Origin of the sequence: Lysinibacillus sp. NPDC096382 (assembly GCF_044762845.1) — a bacterium.
In the GTDB taxonomy this organism is placed as follows: domain Bacteria; phylum Bacillota; class Bacilli; order Bacillales_A; family Planococcaceae; genus Lysinibacillus.
In genome coordinates this window covers 190,953-207,785 of the sequence record NZ_JBIWFC010000007.1, presented here as the reverse complement: position 1 = coordinate 207,785, position 16,833 = coordinate 190,953, and the positions used below count along the sequence as shown (strand labels likewise).

The 16,833-nt window shown below is 37.0% G+C and carries 15 protein-coding genes and 2 riboswitches; of the genes, 10 read left to right on the top strand and 5 right to left on the bottom strand.

From position 1 onward, the window contains the following. Position 1: 1 nt before the first annotated feature. The 3 genes from thiS to tenI form a co-directional block, all read right to left on the bottom strand. Complete coding sequence (gene thiS / locus ACIQZA_RS12745) at positions 2-205, bottom strand: sulfur carrier protein ThiS (RefSeq protein WP_402884048.1); 204 nt, start codon at positions 203-205, stop codon at positions 2-4. A gap of 11 nt (positions 206-216) precedes the next feature. Then, positions 217-1,347, bottom strand: coding sequence for a glycine oxidase ThiO (gene thiO / locus ACIQZA_RS12740; RefSeq protein ID WP_402884050.1), 1,131 nt, complete (start codon positions 1,345-1,347; stop codon positions 217-219). Next, positions 1,348-2,067, bottom strand: coding sequence for a thiazole tautomerase TenI (gene tenI, locus ACIQZA_RS12735; protein ID WP_402884052.1), 720 nt, complete (start codon positions 2,065-2,067; stop codon positions 1,348-1,350). Beyond that, positions 2,067-2,172, bottom strand: a riboswitch (TPP riboswitch). Its footprint overlaps the gene before it by 1 nt. Positions 2,173-2,390: 218 nt before the next feature. Between tenI and ACIQZA_RS12730 the strand changes: the two genes are divergently transcribed. Then, entirely contained in the window at positions 2,391-2,723 is a 333-nt protein-coding gene (locus tag ACIQZA_RS12730) for a hypothetical protein (RefSeq protein WP_402884054.1), read from the top strand. A gap of 294 nt (positions 2,724-3,017) precedes the next feature. Here the strand turns inward: ACIQZA_RS12730 and ACIQZA_RS12725 are convergent, their stop codons facing one another. After that, on the bottom strand, positions 3,018-5,192 hold the full coding sequence (locus tag ACIQZA_RS12725) for a DNA topoisomerase III (RefSeq protein WP_402884055.1): 2,175 nt from the start codon (positions 5,190-5,192) through the stop codon (positions 3,018-3,020). Positions 5,193-5,541: 349 nt separating this feature from the next. Here ACIQZA_RS12725 and ACIQZA_RS12720 point away from each other — a divergent pair, with 349 nt between their 5' ends. From ACIQZA_RS12720 to ACIQZA_RS12695, 6 genes are all read left to right on the top strand, one after another. Further along, complete coding sequence (locus ACIQZA_RS12720) at positions 5,542-5,721, top strand: hypothetical protein (RefSeq protein ID WP_402884057.1); 180 nt, start codon at positions 5,542-5,544, stop codon at positions 5,719-5,721. Between the two features lie 195 nt (positions 5,722-5,916). Beyond that, a riboswitch (cobalamin riboswitch) is annotated at positions 5,917-6,100 on the top strand. 189 nt (positions 6,101-6,289) lie between these two features. Continuing rightward, positions 6,290-7,279 (top strand): FecCD family ABC transporter permease, encoded by a 990-nt coding sequence (locus tag ACIQZA_RS12715; protein ID WP_400941270.1) that lies wholly within the window; start codon positions 6,290-6,292, stop codon positions 7,277-7,279. Then, positions 7,280-8,053: an ABC transporter ATP-binding protein gene (locus tag ACIQZA_RS12710; RefSeq protein WP_400941176.1), complete on the top strand. Its 774-nt coding sequence runs from the start codon at positions 7,280-7,282 to the stop codon at positions 8,051-8,053. It begins immediately after the preceding gene. A gap of 58 nt (positions 8,054-8,111) precedes the next feature. Then, positions 8,112-9,110 (top strand): ABC transporter substrate-binding protein, encoded by a 999-nt coding sequence (locus ACIQZA_RS12705; RefSeq protein WP_400941178.1) that lies wholly within the window; start codon positions 8,112-8,114, stop codon positions 9,108-9,110. Between the two features lie 47 nt (positions 9,111-9,157). Beyond that, positions 9,158-9,853, top strand: coding sequence for a precorrin-3B methylase (locus ACIQZA_RS12700; RefSeq protein WP_400941181.1), 696 nt, complete (start codon positions 9,158-9,160; stop codon positions 9,851-9,853). Positions 9,854-10,635: 782 nt separating this feature from the next. Beyond that, positions 10,636-11,478 (top strand): nucleotidyltransferase, encoded by an 843-nt coding sequence (locus tag ACIQZA_RS12695; RefSeq protein WP_402884058.1) that lies wholly within the window; start codon positions 10,636-10,638, stop codon positions 11,476-11,478. 232 nt (positions 11,479-11,710) lie between these two features. On the opposite strand, the gene ACIQZA_RS12690 is transcribed toward ACIQZA_RS12695, so the two are convergent. Next, positions 11,711-12,223, bottom strand: a complete 513-nt coding sequence (locus ACIQZA_RS12690) for a peroxiredoxin family protein (RefSeq protein ID WP_402884060.1) — start codon at positions 12,221-12,223, stop codon at positions 11,711-11,713. Positions 12,224-12,688: 465 nt separating this feature from the next. Here ACIQZA_RS12690 and ACIQZA_RS12685 point away from each other — a divergent pair, with 465 nt between their 5' ends. The 3 genes from ACIQZA_RS12685 to ACIQZA_RS12675 all read left to right on the top strand — a co-directional run bounded on the left by ACIQZA_RS12685 (position 12,689) and on the right by ACIQZA_RS12675 (position 16,776). Continuing rightward, on the top strand, positions 12,689-13,120 hold the full coding sequence (locus tag ACIQZA_RS12685) for a MarR family winged helix-turn-helix transcriptional regulator (RefSeq protein ID WP_142507667.1): 432 nt from the start codon (positions 12,689-12,691) through the stop codon (positions 13,118-13,120). 70 nt (positions 13,121-13,190) lie between these two features. Continuing rightward, positions 13,191-14,954, top strand: a complete 1,764-nt coding sequence (locus ACIQZA_RS12680; protein WP_402884061.1) for an ABC transporter ATP-binding protein — start codon at positions 13,191-13,193, stop codon at positions 14,952-14,954. Next, positions 14,947-16,776, top strand: a complete 1,830-nt coding sequence (locus ACIQZA_RS12675; RefSeq protein ID WP_402884063.1) for an ABC transporter ATP-binding protein — start codon at positions 14,947-14,949, stop codon at positions 16,774-16,776. The genes ACIQZA_RS12680 and ACIQZA_RS12675 overlap by 8 nt, the downstream gene beginning before the upstream one ends. The last annotated feature ends 57 nt before the right edge of the window (positions 16,777-16,833 follow it).

Sequence of the window (16,833 nt, the reverse complement as noted above, 5' to 3'; positions counted from 1 at the left end):
ATTATCCGCCTCCAACAAAATGTACAATTTCAATGCGATCCCGGTCAGAGAGCCGGGTTTCCAGATGATCAACTTTGTTTAGAATCTCTCCATTTACCTCAATTACAACTACTTTATCTAGCAGTTTGTAATATTCGAGCAGATCCGAAACGTACACAATTTCCTCTGACAACTTCAAATTTTCTCCATTTAGTATTACTTCCAAGATCTGTCCTCCTAACTAAGCAATATTTGAGATCGATCAATGCGAAACGCAGAAAGAAACTGCTCATCTTCCACTTGACCTGTAAGCAACTGGGCTGTGAGTTTGCCAGTAAGTGGGCTTAATAGAATTCCGTTTCGATAGTGTCCGGTAGCTACAAATAGCCCCTTAATATTAGGATGCTCGCCAATATAGGGAATCCCATCATCTGTCTGCGGCCTTAATCCTGCCCACACCCGTTCCCACGGGGCATCTTTCAGCTGGGGAATCAGCTTAACGGCTTGTTCAATCAAGGTAGAAATTCCTCCAGCCGTTACTTGTTTATCAAACGTATTTTCCACGACTGTGGCCCCAATGTAAATTTCGCCATTCCGCTTAGGAACAAAATAACAGCGTTTATCTGAAAAAATCGACCTGTGAACGATTGGCTTATTCGGCTTTACAGAAAAACATTCTCCTTTCACAGGATAAACGGTCATGTTGATCCCCGTATTTTTCATTAAATCGGCAGCCCAGGCGCCGGTAGCGACAACGACCTGTTCACAATAGACGGCTCCCGCTGATGTGTATACTCCTTTGACAACACCGTTTTCATAGATAAAAGAAAGGACCTCTGTATTTTCGCGGATTGCTGTACCAAAATGCTCTGCTGCTTTTGCGAAGGCAAGTGATAATTTTGCAGGCTGAACATGGCCGTCATTTGGAAGGAACATAGCACCGACAACAGTTGGTGCTAATGCAGGCTCCATTTCTCTTACTTGTGTTGCATCGAGCCATTGGATGCCGGAATCCCAGTTCTGCTGGAACAATACCTGACTTTTTAACTCTGAAGCTAATTCTTCCGTTTCTGCAATTTTTAACATGCCTTTATTCACAAATTCGATATCGATCCCCGTATATTCTAGTAATTCGTTGGTGATGGAGGGGAACATCGCCTGGCTTTTTAATGCCAATTGGAAAAATGGACCGTCGTGTTCAATTTCCGCTTGTGCTGCCAGCATACCTGCTGCTGCACTGGAGGCTTCGCAGGCCAAAGTTCCTTTTTCAAGAATGACGACTTTTTTTCCTAGTTTAGAAAGTTGATAGGCAATGGAAGAGCCATTAATTCCTCCCCCGATAATGGCAACATCAAATGTATTTTTCACTCAACACATCTCCATTTTAACTTCTTTTTGGTAGCCTTTTATTGCAGCTAATGGATCATCGGCGTTTAAAACGCCCGACAGCATAGCAATACCGTCGGCCCCGCTGTTTATCACCTGTTTAGTATTTTCAGGAGCAATACCGCCGATTGCAATAACAGGAATATCTAGTGAACCAGTAAGCTTTTTTAATTCCTCTAAACCCCTTGGTTCCAATCCTGGTTTTGATTGGGTAGAAAAAATATGACCATATATCACATAGTCGGCTCCCAAGCGTTGAACCTTTTTTCCTTCTTCGACCGAGTGAATGGAGCAACCAACCGTCAATTGTGGAAAGTTGGTTTTAATCATAGATGCATCCAAACTATGATAGGCTAGTTGGACTCCTTTGGCACCTGTAATAACGGCAACATCCACCCGGTCATTGATGATTATTTTGGATAACGGAACGCCAACTCGGGAAAGCAGGTTGACTGCTTCATATAATTCTTTTGCCGTCATTTGTTTTTCACGCAAATGGATAGCGTCGGCATATGGATGGATGTCTGCTAAGATTTCACTTAGTTGTTCCATTGGCATTTTTCCATTAGAAATGAGATGAATCGCTTTTGATAATAGGTTAATTGGGGTCACCTCTTTAAGACTTATCCGCCTTCCAAATGTAGGATGCAAAAAAGCCACTTTCTTTTTGGTAAAGAAAGTGGCTGGAGATGAAAAGGTCAAATTTCCGTATACCACTTCCCTACGCTGGTTAACCAAGTCAGGTTCATAGAGTCCCGAAGTCACACTTCAATCTCAGCCTTTACAAAGGCACCCCTAGCGGATAAGTTATTTATTTTATTCGATTTATTTTCAATATTAGCACTATTCATAAAGATGTCAATCATTAAGAACTAAAGTGAATAGATTACTAGGGGTTCCATTTAATGGGAAGTTTAGTCATGTTGAAGTTTTCTTTGATAAATTAGAAAGTATAGATTTCCAACAAGAAACTCGAAATTATTATTTTTTTTTAAAGGATTAGAAAAATTCGAGAAATTTTTGAAATGATATGGTTAGGATCAACTGAATTTTATCCTTCTTATGATGTACCAGAAACTTTGTATAAAGATACAATGTATAATAAATTTTACGAAAGAGAATGGAATGAAATAATACCGGAAAATCGTGAAGAACTTAATTTAATCAACGTTGATGAGTATTCTATGTTAATTGCTCTCATTAAATTAACTGATTCGGATCATCTTGATGTATTCTTCTTTATACTTGAGAAGAATATTGTATTTAGAGGAAATGGATTAGCATTTATCATTTATCGCGAACATAATCTTGATCTATTTGAAAAGATAGCTAATACCGAGAGACTCTCGCTGGATTAGGGTATGTATTAATTCAGATGTCACCATTATTTTTAGAGCTACTTAGAGCGATTGATAAGGTTGTTTAATAGAAAAAGACCACTCCGTGATGGGTGGTCATATTGTTTAAAAGGAGACCGACTTAACCGACTAAAACCGACCGAAGAAAGATTATTAAAGATTTTCTTTTACCTTTAATGATTTTTAAAGATAGTTAGCAAACAGCAAGATACTGATATATAAAGCTTTTGAGAATCAGTGATTTTATAAGAAAGGTCGGGTCATTCAACGATATGTTGAAAGTAGAATTGTTAGTTATTGTGGAAATTTAAAAGTAATCTTACGTTCTTTTTCATCCCAAATAAGGTGGGCATTAAAAGATTTCTCGCCTTTTTGAAATCCTTTTATCAAGTCTGTTTCACCAGCTGCCAAGAGTTTTTTTATATTCGATTGTGAAATAGTTTTTCTTAAAAGTTTCTTTGAAACCGAGAATTTACAATTAGCTGTTTTATAATTTGAACAGCCGTAAAAAGTGCCATGATCTATGATTGACCCTTCGCAAAGGATACATTTCCCAACAACTGTTTTTCTTTTATTATATTTTTTATTATACGGATTATTTGCAGTGATTTTATCGACTGCATTTTGATTAAATGCCCATTCCTTTTCACGCTTGTTAGCATCTGAAATCAATTTGTCAGCAAGCTTTTTTACTTGTTCCATAAATGCTGTAGGAGAAGCGTTGCCTTCACCTATTTCAGATAGTCGTTGCTCCCATTTGGCTGTCATGGAAGGGGACGTTAAGATACTTTCACCTAGTGCCTCAATGAGTAACATTCCTTTAGCCGTTGCGAAGACTTGGTTTTTCTTAACTTCGATATAGTTTCGATCTTTTAATGTACCAATAATTCCAGCGCGTGTAGCTTCAGTACCTAATCCTTCCGTTTTCGATAGGACCTTTTCTAATTCCGCATCTTCTAAATGTTTACCCGCTGTTTTCATTACGGTAATCAAATTTCCTTCAGAAAAACGATTTGGTGGCTGGGTTTCACCTTTTTTTACGTTCGCTTTCGCAACGATACCTTGCTCATTTTCATGTAATAGGGGGAGCAGTTCATCTTTGTCTGTAGGTGAGTTATCTTTAGAATGATAAATAACCTTACGCCAACCTTCTTCCATTAGCACTTTACCCTTAGAGATGAATTCTGCACGTTTATCAACAAGTGAATGAATCGTTGTGTAAGAAAATATGGCATTGTTGTAATGTGCTGCAATGACTTGTCTTGCAATTAAATCATAAATTTTTTCTTCTTCTGTACTTAGCTTTGCTACGTCTGGTATTTGCTCGGTAACAATAATTGCATGATGATCGGTTACTTTTTTTTCATTCACATATCTTTTATTATTCATAATTGAACTTGTCGGTGGCGGAAGAAGACTTTTGTATTTATCAATTTTACTTAAATGCTCTAGTATCTTTGGTAGTGTTTTTGCTTCTTCATTCGTTAAAAATTGTGAATCAGATCTTGGATAGGAAACAACGCCCTTTAAATAAAGTTTTTGCAAAATATCCAGCGTATTTTGTGGTGAGAATTTATAAGCTTTGTTTGCTGTAGCTTGTAATGCAGATAAGTTGAATAACAATGGAGGAGCATATTCCTTTGTTTCTCTTTTAATACTATTAATTTCTACTTTTTTATTGATACAGAAATTAGCAATAGCATTAGCTTGTCGTTCTTCTTGAACTCTTGAATTGTTATCTTTATGCCATTTCGCTTTTAACAATTTTCCATCAAAATTAAACTCTGTTTCCACTTCCCAAAATGGTTCTGATTTAAAATTCGCAATTTCATGCTCTCTCTTTACTATTAGTGCAAGTGTAGGTGTTTGTACACGACCAATTGAAAATACATCTTTCACGCCATTTCTTTTGAGGAGTACCGTGTATAATCTAGATGTATTAATGCCAATTAGCCAGTCTGCACATGAACGACTTAGTGCTTCAAAATAAATGTCGCGTGTCTTCTCTTCTGGTAGTAAATTTGCAAACCCATTTTTTACAGCGTTTTCTGTTAAAGATGATATCCAGAGACGTTTCATCGGTTTATTAACACCGCATACTCTTAAAATGGTACGGATAATCAATTCACCTTCACGTCCAGCATCACCACCAATAATGATTTCTTGAATGTCTGGTCTTTTTACTAAACTTTTAATCACATTAAATTGTTTATACTTTGACTTAGTCACTTTATATTCAAATCGATCTGGAATAATAGGTAAAGTTTCTAATGTCCATTTTTTCCATGTAGGATTATATTCTTCAGGGGCTTTCAGTTCACATAGATGTCCAATCGCCCATGTGATAAGTGCTCCACCTGGAAAGTATGTGTTTGGCTTAACTTCAAAAAAACCAGGTTTTTTTGTAAAAGAAAAGGGGGCAGCTAATTTTGCAGCCTGGTCTGGTTTTTCTGCAATTACTATTTTCATATGCTTTTCTCCTATTAATAATAATTACAACTTTATGTTTAATAATTATAAATGAATTTTAAGTATAACGGTTATATTAATAATTGTGTCCTATCTTTTATTAGGAAATCCAATTAGGTTGACTAATAATCTAGGCTTTTAGACATTTTAATTCAGTCAAAATAACAAACCATGTAACAACACCGCCTAAAGAAAAAACATTATTACGAGTAATGGAGACGTGTGGTAAAGGGATTGTAAATGAAGATAGTAATGAAATCATGGAGGCTATTTTAAGCGGTTATAGCATTGGTACCCCGGCTCTCGGGCAGAGACGATAAAGAAACTTATTACAGTCGGCTATTTAGCTATGGAAAATAAAAATTTAGTGTGTACGGAGCTTGGTAAAAACTTGGTAGAAAATTTTCTTGTAAAAGATTTATTTGATTTAGCGTTAACTGGTAGATTAGAAAAAACATTATCGGAAATTAAAAAGAAAGTTTACGAAGGAACAGTTCCTACATTTAATTGTTATTTTTCCGTCAAATAGTGTACTGTGAGGAATTTGTATAGTAAGTAAGATAAATCACTATCTAAATTTATTTATTTTTCTAATAATAATTAATGTTCAATGGTGCTATTTTACGGCTATTAAACGCTCGTTAATTAATATTTTTACTTTAATGTAATATATAATATAATTGCTATCTGGAAAATATTCTGATATTGTTCCTCTTATAACTTAATAAAATATTATTTTGTTGGTGCGAATGACTTGTTCGTTTGCTTAAAAGGGAAATCGGTGCAAATCCGATGCTGTCCCGCAACTGTAATGGAGAGTCTATACAATATGTCACTGTAGCGAGCTATGGGAAGGCGTATAGATAATGAACCTAAGCCAGGAGACCTGCCAATAAAAGCAACAAACTTACATAGAACCACGAGGATGGTTGTAGTGACTGGGAATCGACGCCTTTTATTTAACTATGACATCCTCTTGTAGATAAGGGGATTTTTTTATGCCCTTTGCTTTAAGAGAGGAGCGCGTTTTGAAGAATCCAACAACAAGAAAAATCAACCTACTTTTAGTCGTATTAACTGGTGTCGTTCTAATATCCATGACATCAGCGATAATGGTAGGCTCTGTGTCTATTACACCTAGTATTGTATGGCGCATTATTTTATCGCACATCCCGTTCAATCCACTTGGCATTACATTGGATTGGAGCCGTTCACAGGAAATCATCATATGGCAAATTCGTACTCCCCGCGTAGTACTTGCCATAATAGTCGGAGCGGGTCTTGCCATTTCGGGTGCTGCTATTCAAGCTTTAGTGCGCAATTCAATCGCGGACCCCTATATTTTGGGGGTATCTTCCGGTGCATCTGTCGGGGCTACATCTGTTATTTTACTTGGCACATTTTCATTTTTAGGTATGTATGCGCTATCATTTGCTGCTTTTATAGGTGCGACAATTGCAGTACTGATTGTGTTTTTCTTAGCACGAGTTGGGGGGCGAATTTCAGTTGTTCGATTATTATTAGCCGGAATTGCCGTGTCACTAGTTTTGTCAGCAATGACGAATTTTATGCTCATGATGACGAAGGAAGAGGGGGGCATAAAGGCAGTGATATATTGGATGATGGGAAGTTTGGCTGGAGCGAAATGGGTGAATATAATGATTCCGTTCGTAGTTTTAACGATCGTCTACATAATTTTACGTCTACATTCACGCCATTTGAATTTACTTTTACTTGGCGAAGAATCTGCTGTTACGCTGGGGGTTAATTTAGAGAAATTTCGATTGCTACTAATTTTAGTAATTTCCCTATTAACAGGTGTCCTTGTTGCTGTAAGTGGTGCAATTGGCTTTATTGGCCTGATTATTCCACATATCGTACGCATGATTGTCGGCTCAAATTATAAGTTTGTACTGCCAGTCAGTGCATTAATTGGTGCGATATTTTTAATATGGGCTGATGCAGTTGCGCGCATTGTGATTGCACCTGAGGAAATGCCGATTGGAATTATTACGGCTTTATGCGGATGCCCATTCTTTATATGGATGTTGCGGAGGCAAATGTATTCTTTCGGGGAGGAGAATTAAATGGTATACGTTGCAAAAAACGTTACTTTTGCCGTGCAGCAGGTGAAAATATTAAACAATGTTTCTGTACATATTCAAGAACGCGAGTTTGTGGGCATAATTGGCCCTAATGGCAGTGGGAAATCGACCCTATTAAAAAATATGTACCGTATGCTACAACCTCAAGAGGGAGAAGTATTTTTATTTAATGAAAATATTTACAAGCAATCTTCAAAGGTGATAGCAAAGCAACTAGCCGTCGTAGGGCAGGAAACACCAGTGCTATTTGAGTTCACTGTTAAGGATCTTGTGGCAATGGGACGTACACCGCATAAAAGGCTTATGGAAGTAGATACAAAAGAAGACCTAGCTATTGTTGAGGAATCGATGCAGCAAGCAGGGGTACTGCATTTAAGTGAACGTACTTTTAGTTCCTTATCTGGTGGTGAGAAAAAACGGGTCGTTGTTGCAAGGGCATTGGCGCAACAGGCTAAGGTCATGGTATTAGATGAGCCAACGAATCATTTAGATATTCAACATCAACTCCAGCTCATGGATTTAATACGGGGCTTGCCGATCACGGTCATTGCAGCCTTACATGATTTAAATATAGCAGCAACTTATTGCGATAAAATTTATGTTTTAAAGGACGGAGAAATTGCGGCATATGGAACTCCGGTTGATGTATTAACACCCTCATTGCTACAAAAGGTGTTTGGTGTACATGCGGAAGTTAGTGTACATCCTGTCACGAAAAAGCCGCATATTTATTATATATCTGAGCAATTTTTATAGTTAGTTAAGGGTTTTACATTTCTTTCTATATAGTATTTAGAAAAAAGGAGAAGTAGACATGAAGACATTAAAAAGCGTATGGCTTGTTCTTGCAATCGCAATGCTAAGTATGTTAACAGCTTGTGTTAACGAGGAAAAACAGGAGTCATCATCGCAAAGCGAACAAGTAGAACCAGCAAAAGCAGGAGCAACGGAAGTAACGATTGACAATAACGATACGACACAAGTCTATTCGGAAGCACCAAAAAAGGCAATTAGCTTAAATCAGCATGTGACAGAGATTATGCTAGCGTTAGGCTTAGAGGATTCAATGGTCGGAACAGCGTATTTAGATGATGCAATTTATCCACCGTTACAAGCAGCATATGAAAAAGTTCCAGTATTAGCTGAGCAATACCCAACAAAGGAACAAGTGATTGATGCAGGAGCAGATTTTTTATATGCAGGCTGGAAAAGCGGGTTTAGTGAGAAGGGTGTCGGAACATCAGAAGAACTAGAAGCACTTGGCATCCACACTTATTTACATACATCTTCAAGCATTAAAAATCCTAAGTTAGAGGATATTTTCGGGGATATCCGCAATATTTCTAAGATATTCCATGTGGAAGACCGTGGAGAAAAATTAATTGAGCAAATGACAAAAGATGTAGAGGACATTCGTACGAAGCTTCCGCAAGAGGAGGGTAATTTACGTATTCTTGTATTTGATAGTGGTGAGAAAGATGTTTTCACTGCTGCACAAAACTTCATGAATGAACTTGTGACAGTAGCAGGTGGAAAAAATATATTCGGCGATGTTGAGTCTGGCTGGACAACCGTTTCAAAAGAAGATGTAGTTGAGCGCAACCCTGAAGTTATCGTTGTAATTGACTATGGTTCAACTACTGCTGAAGAAAAAATTAATTTCCTAAAAAATGATCCGGCACTAAAAGAAACGGAAGCGGTAGTAAACGGACGTTTCGTTATTTTACCACTATCAGCAGCGTCTGAAGGTGTTCGTGCGGCTGAAGCAATTCGAATTTTGGCACAAGGATTTTATCCAGAAAGCTTTCAATAAAGAAGAGGAGCTAGCCATGTGCTAGCTTTTTTCATAGGAGGGTAAAAATGACTATAAATGCTTTTAGCCATAATATTCCTGAAAAAACATTTGCTAAGTTAAACAGAGAGGGTGAATTTACGCGTCTTGCTGTGAGTCCTGGCATTATCAACAAACATTATACACCAGCACAATTTCAAACAATCGCAGAGGTAGTCGGAGTGAGTGGTGCTATTAAATATTCTGCGTCCTACAGTATACTACTATCTGTACCGACAATAGAATTTACGGCGGCCAAAAGGAAGTTGGAAAAGGTGGGCTTATATATTGCAAAGCAAGGTCAGATTGTAGCTATGAAGGCTTGTGATTTTTGTGATGGCGATAAAATGGAGGCAGCACAGATTACAGAGGAGCTGTATCAGCAGCTTGAAGGCTTGGAAGTACCAAGCAGGATTCGCATTAATATGAATGGCTGTGCATCAGCTTGCTATAATGCCGTTTATGATGATATTGGGCTTGTATATCAGAAAGATAGTTTCGATGTGTATTTAGGGGCAGTTCCAATGGGGAAAAATGCACAGGCAGGGGAGCTATTTGTGAAAAAAGTGCCTGTACAGCATATTGAAAGTCTTTTACAGGAAATAATTAGGGTCTATAAAGAACTTGCTCGCCAAACAGAGCCCTTTTATAAATTTTACAAGAGAACAAAAGATGCAGACTATTGGCAAACGATAAAAAATCACCCAGGTAATCAACTACTATGAAAATAGTTCCGCGGATTCTAGTAGGATATGATGAGCTACATACAAACAATTCGTAAGTTGATTGAGAATGGCTAGCCGACGAAACGGTATTGGGGAATGATTAAAAAATGGTCTAAATTCGGTGCTCAATTTAAATGGTTCATCACCAAAAGTGGTGGATGACTTTTGTTAAAACTTCTACTATGTAAATAGTTGATTGGAGTGGAGACTGGGCGACTCCTCGGGGGTCAGCGATAGAGGAACGAAGGCTAAAAGCATCACATCCTGTGATAACGCCTTCGTGACCAACATCGTGTTGGCCCGAGACCCTGCAGCGTAGCGGATGTTTTCTGTGCGAAAGCGTAGCGACAGCAACACCAAAAGCGGCACATCGGACGCCCCCAGGAAGCTCTGCTCTGCGCGAAAGCGAAGCGTCAGCGGCAAAGCGCCCAGTCGGAACGGAAATCAACCACACGTTTTGCTGATGATCCAATTAAATGTGAAAAATTCAAATAAAGAGTATTTTAGCTAGAAGACGGAGTTTACTAATAATAAGGATAAAAATTACGAATTAAACAATATGAAGGTTATTTTAGCCTAATGTGTACTTCTAAAATGAAAGTAGGATAGCGTGTTCGATAGAGAACGTGCTATCCTATTTTTATGCGAAATAGATATTAATAGATAGTAAAGAAAATGACTATGTAAAGTCATTATTGATCGTTAGAAGATAAAACCCATAGCGAGAGGCGTAGCATAGTAGGTAGACGAAGTGACTATAAATTAATAAAAGGAGATATGTGATGACTATTATTAAAGAAATTGGAAGCTTATGTATTACTGATAGCGATGGCCACATTATTAACCATTCAGACTGGGATAAAATCAACCCAATTTTTCATCCTGTGATCTACGATGTGGTTAATACGTATTCCACTCACCTTCAAGATGACTTACATAGTGTATACATAAGAGGATCCATTCCAAAAGGGATAGGTATTGAAGGCGTAGCTGACTTAGACACAATAGCGGTTACAAAGCAAAACCCTAATAAACCACAGTTAAAGCGGTTAAAAGAAGTAGAACAACAATTAAATCAAAAACATACTTGTGTAGATGGTATTGAACTAAGTTTATACTGTGTAGAAGATATTTTAAATGCGTCATCTTTTTCAATCATTAGTTTCATACTCAAAACCCATGGAATATGTGTGTTTGGAGAAAACTTAATACCCCAATTACCAAGATATAGAGCTGACGAAGCTTTAGCAAATGACCACCTTATTCATTTACAAGGTCAAATTAAAAATGCCTGTGATGATCTTCAAGATAATTCTGATATAGAGGATATGAAAGATTGTTGCAAGTGGATTATGAAAATTTTAGTAAGAGCAGGACTTGCGCTTGTCATTACTAAAGCAAACACATATACAAGGGATTTATATCCTGCTTATAAATTGTTTTCGGAATATTTCCCTGAAAAGGAAAACGACATGAAAAAAGCGCTAGAATATGCCATAACACCCATAATAGATGCAAACCTATTGTTATCGTTTTTAAATGAATTTGGAACGTGGATGATTAGTGAAGCTGATAAATGGTTACAATTCTATAATCCCAATAGAGAATTAAACATGAAAATATAATCTAATGAATAACTTACGAAGTTCGAATTCACGTTAGTAGCTACAAATGAAATTAGCTTTGTTGATTCCATATACAGAAAAAGGTAATCACATCTTAGTCATGTTTAAAATGAGATTACCTTTTATTTTTAAGCATTTTAATTTTAGAGCAATCGTATAATGCAAATCATTCGAGATTGATAGTTTTTCTACTTTTGTTGCTCTACAATTGCGCTCAATCAAATATTTTTATTTATTGATTTGTCTTTAAATTCTTTCCGATATATTGGATAATTTTGCGAAGTTCAGTAGATGATGGGCGTCCAAATGGACTTGTTTGTTTTTGTTGATATAGCAGTTGTCCATTTTCATCAACTAAGAAATAAGCTGGTTCTCCATGCGTACCATGATCCTCATATGGAGCATTTTCTCCATGATAAAAAACATCATATGCTTTTACTGTTTTTAACTCTTTATCAGTTAAGACAGTAAAAGTAATGTTATGTTCATCAACCATTTTCTTTAAATTTTCTAACTGGTCCGTTGAGATTGTAATTAGGTGTACATTCTTGCCTTCAAAATAACTTTTGCTTTCTTCAAGCTCTTTTAAGTCATGAAGACAAACAGGGCACCATGATCCTCTGAAAAAGATAATGAGATGCCAACTTTTATGCTGGTCTTGATGAGATACAAAAGAGAATTCTTCGCCATTAACTGCTGGAAGAGTAAAATCGGGGACTTTATCACCCAAATTAAATGTAGACATACTTATCCTCCTAAAAATTGTGAATTCTTATTGAGCTCTGGTAGAGATTTGGAACACATTTATATTCTTTCCTTTTCTAAATTAGATATGTAAAATATAATCCCTAACTAAACTGAAAAAAAACGTTCCTTCCAACGCATTCCAAGCTGTAAATTTTTTTATATTCAGGCTTAGAAGAGTGAAAATGAATATTGTTATTTTGTCATTTCTTAGCATACTTTATTTCAAAGCAAAATCACTTATTTACATAACAAAAAGTGGTTTTACTTTTTTGTTGAACTTTTTGCAGGCCATATGGCAAACTGAATACGAAGATAAATCTGAACATGATCCATCTTTTACCTAAGGGCATAAGCGTCTTACGAATAAAATTATGTATTGAGTTACATACGACATGCCCACCAGTACACTAAATCTAGTTTTTAAATACTAAAGTTTGCACGCTAACATATAGGAGGTAGAAAATTGAGCAAAAAGAGATCAGTTGGGTTAGAGTTACGTACATTGTCGCTCTTAATGAGAAGACAATTGGATCAAACACTAATGGAAAAAGAAAACCTTACTGCCATGCACGGTTGGACGATTAGTTATCTTTACAAAAACCAAGATAAGGATGTCTTTCAAAAAGATTTTGAAAGAGATTTTTCTATTCGTAAATCAACAGCATCTAGAATACTAAAGGCTATGGAAAATAACGGTTTGATTACAAGGCAATCTGTGCCCTACGATTCAAGACTCAAAAAAATTGTCTTAACAGAAGATGCGCTGAAAATACATGACAGTATCATGACTCGTAGAGCGCTTCTTGAACAAAAATTACTAACAGGTATCCCGGAAGAGAAACTTGATGTGTTTTTTGAAGTAATGGATGCTATGAAAGAAAATATAGAATCTTGAAGAAGATGCTATTTTGTTGTTTTATGACTATATAGTTAGCATGCTAACTAAAATGAGGAGGACTGCAAATATGTTGAAAATATTTAAATACTTAAAACCGAAAGAATGGACGCTTATTGTTGCTAGTATTGTGTTCATTGTAGGGCAAGTTTATTTGGATTTGAAATTGCCGGATTATATGGCTAAAATTACGACTCTTGTACAAACAGAGGGCAGTAAAACGAGCGAGATATGGACAGCTGGAGGAAAAATGCTGTTATGTGCCCTTGGCAGTATGATATTGGCAGTCATTGTGGGCTATTTTGCGGCAAAGGTAGCAACGTCGCTGTCAAAGGAATTGCGAAAAGGCGTATTTGATAAAACTTTATCTTTCTCTATGGAAGAGATTAATGGTTTTTCAATCGCAAGTTTAATTACTCGTTCGACTAATGATATAACGCAAATACAGCAAACTGTTGCAATGGGTCTTCAAGTAATGATTAAGGCTCCTATCCTTGCAACATGGGCTATTTTGAAAATTACCGGGAAAAGCTGGGAGTGGTCAGTGGCAACGGGAGTAGCTGTCATTGTTTTACTTATTTTGATAGGCAACCTGATCATTTTTGTGCTACCGAAATTTAAAATCGTTCAAAAAATGACAGATAATCTAAACCGAGTAACAAGGGAAAGTTTGACTGGTATTCGTGTTGTTCATGCTTATAACGCACAACAATATCAGGAAGAGAAATTTGAAAAAGTAAATAAGGATTTAACGGATACAAATCTTTTCGTGAACCGACTTATGGCTCTTATGCAGCCGGGTATGGGTCTGATTATGTCAGGATTAACGCTATCTATCTACTGGATCGGTGCTCATTTGATTAATAATGCAGGGGGTATGGATCGAATCGGTTTGTTCAGTGATATGGTTGTATTTTCTTCCTATGCAATGCAGGTAGTTATGGCATTTATGCTGTTATCAATGACCTTTATTTTGCTACCGAGAGCAGCTGTATCTGCAGTACGTATTAATGAAGTACTCGATACACCTCAAACAATTATGGATGGGAAATTGCAATCGTCGCCTAAGGGTATCGAAGGTGAAATTGAACTGCGTAATGTTAGCTTTAAATATCCTAATGCAGAGGACTATGTTTTAGAAAATATTAGCTTTACAGCACATAAAGGCGAGACTGTCGCTTTAATCGGTTCAACGGGTAGTGGTAAGAGTACGCTGATTAATTTACTCCCAAGATTTTATGATGCTACTGAGGGTGAGGTATTAGTCGACGGCATTAATGTGAAAGAGTATGCACAAGAAACTCTTCATAATAAAATTGGTTACGTTTCTCAAAAAGTCGTTCTATTTTCAGGTACAGTAAAATCTAATGTTGCCTACGGAGGTAACGGTCAGACTCCATCAACAGATGAAGAGATCAAGAAAGCAGTGGAAATTGCTCAAGGGAAAGAATTTGTGGAGAAAATGGATGATGAATATGATGCAGCTATTGCCCAAGGTGGTACAAATCTTTCAGGGGGCCAAAAACAACGTCTTTCTATTGCCAGAGCAGTGAATCGAAATCCAGAAATCTTTATTTTCGATGATTCGTTCTCTGCTTTAGATTATAAAACAGACCGTCAACTTCGTTCTACTTTGAAAAAGGAAACGAAAGGTGTTACCACTTTAATTGTGGCGCAGCGAATTGGTACGATTAAAGATGCTGATAAAATCATTGTTCTTGATGAAGGTAAAATCGTTGGTATGGGGAAACATAGTGAATTATTGGAAACTTGTCAGACTTATCAGGAAATCGCCTATTCGCAGCTATCGAAGGAGGAGTTGGAAAATGAGTAATACACAAACAAATAAGCCCCGAAAAGGTCCCGGTGGTCCAGGTCATATGAAGGCTCCTGGAGAAAAGCCAAAGAATTTTAAAAAGCCTTGGGGAAAGTTGATTGCCTATTGTAAACCTTATTTACCAGCGATTATCTTGGCACTTGTCTTGGCAGTTGTAGGAACCATTTTCACGATCATTGGACCTAATAAGCTTAGTGAGATAACTGATACGATAATGGATGGCATTACTGGTGAGATTGATATTACGGCTATAGGGAATATTGGTTTGTTCCTTGCTATTTTGTATGGATTGAGTTTTATCTTCAATTATATTCAGGCGTTTATTATGGCTACGATTACGCAGAGAGTTTCCAAAAGGTTACGTAAAGATATTTCGAACAAAATCGATAGATTACCGTTGAAATACTTTGATTCTACAACTTATGGTGATGTATTAAGTCGTGTTACGAATGATGTAGATATGATTGGTCAGTCTCTAAATCAAAGTATTGGTTCGCTAGTGACAGCGGTCGTTATGTTCTTCGGATCATTAATTATGATGTTCTCTATTAATGTTACGATGGCACTTTCTGCCATTGGTGCAACTTTCGTTGGATTTGTATTAATGACTTTTATCATTTCCAAATCTCGAAAATACTTCATACGCCAGCAGCAAGATCTTGGTAGAATAAATGGCCATATTGAAGAAATTTACTCAGGGCATGATGTCATGAAGGTGTATAACGGTGAAAAAGTAGCGAAGAAAGAATTTAATGAAATCAATGAAAGTCTTTTTAATAGCGCTTGGCGTGCACAGTTTATGTCGGGCATGATGATGCCTCTCATGATCTTTATCGGAAATTTAGGATATGTTGTTGTTTGTGTAGTAGGGGCTGCACTTACAGTGAAAGGTTCCATTACATTTGGTGTGATCGTTTCGTTTATGGTGTATATCCGCCTATTTACACAGCCATTGTCTCAGTTAGCACAGGCAGCTACAAGCTTGCAGTCAACTGCAGCAGCAAGTGAACGTGTATTTGAGTTCTTAAATGAAGCGGAACTTGAAGACGAAAGTGAGAAAAAAGCCACTTTAGATGCCGAAGATGTTACAGGCAATGTGCAATTTAAAAACGTTAAATTTGGTTATACGAAAGAGAAACTGATTATTAAAGATTTCTCTGCCCAGATAAAAGCAGGTCAAAAAGTTGCCATTGTCGGACCTACTGGGGCTGGGAAAACAACGCTTGTTAATCTTCTCATGCGTTTCTATGAAGTAGATAGCGGGGAAATCATGATTGGAGACGTACCGACTACGTCGATTTCACGTAAAAATGTTCACGACTTATTCTGCATGGTGCTGCAAGATACTTGGTTATTCGAAGGTACCATTAAGGAAAATATCATTTATAACAAAGATCATGTAACCGATGAAGAAGTAGTTGCAGCATGTAAGGCAGTAGGTTTGCACCACTTTATTAGAACGCTGCCAAAAGGTTACGATACAGTTTTAAATGATCATACAAGTTTATCTGTAGGACAGAAACAGCTTATTACGATTGCAAGGGCAATGGTTAAAAAAGCACCTTTGCTTATCTTAGATGAAGCTACTAGCTCCGTTGACACGCGTACGGAAGCACTTATTCAAGAAGCGATGGATAAATTGATGGTAGGAAGAACATCATTTGTCATTGCACATAGACTTTCTACTATTAAAAACGCCGATTTGATCTTAGTGATGAAAGATGGAGATATTATTGAAAGTGGTAATCATGAAGAACTGCTTGCAGAAAAAGGATTCTATGCGGATCTATACAATAGTCAGTTTGAAGATGCTTCGTAAAAATGAATGTATATTTTCGCTTTTGGCTACTAGGGCATTGTAGCTTAAAAAGATGGA

Coding starts and splice junctions, on each gene's coding strand:
- ACIQZA_RS12730 (WP_402884054.1), top strand. CDS start 2,391: ATGATATGGTTAGGATCAACTGAATTTTATCCTTCTTATGATGTACCA.
- ACIQZA_RS12725 (WP_402884055.1), bottom strand. CDS start 5,192: ATGAAAATAGTAATTGCAGAAAAACCAGACCAGGCTGCAAAATTAGCT.
- ACIQZA_RS12720 (WP_402884057.1), top strand. CDS start 5,542: ATGGAAAATAAAAATTTAGTGTGTACGGAGCTTGGTAAAAACTTGGTA.
- ACIQZA_RS12715 (WP_400941270.1), top strand. CDS start 6,290: ATGACATCAGCGATAATGGTAGGCTCTGTGTCTATTACACCTAGTATT.
- ACIQZA_RS12710 (WP_400941176.1), top strand. CDS start 7,280: ATGGTATACGTTGCAAAAAACGTTACTTTTGCCGTGCAGCAGGTGAAA.
- ACIQZA_RS12705 (WP_400941178.1), top strand. CDS start 8,112: ATGAAGACATTAAAAAGCGTATGGCTTGTTCTTGCAATCGCAATGCTA.
- ACIQZA_RS12700 (WP_400941181.1), top strand. CDS start 9,158: ATGACTATAAATGCTTTTAGCCATAATATTCCTGAAAAAACATTTGCT.
- ACIQZA_RS12695 (WP_402884058.1), top strand. CDS start 10,636: ATGACTATTATTAAAGAAATTGGAAGCTTATGTATTACTGATAGCGAT.
- ACIQZA_RS12690 (WP_402884060.1), bottom strand. CDS start 12,223: ATGTCTACATTTAATTTGGGTGATAAAGTCCCCGATTTTACTCTTCCA.
- ACIQZA_RS12680 (WP_402884061.1), top strand. CDS start 13,191: ATGTTGAAAATATTTAAATACTTAAAACCGAAAGAATGGACGCTTATT.
- ACIQZA_RS12675 (WP_402884063.1), top strand. CDS start 14,947: ATGAGTAATACACAAACAAATAAGCCCCGAAAAGGTCCCGGTGGTCCA.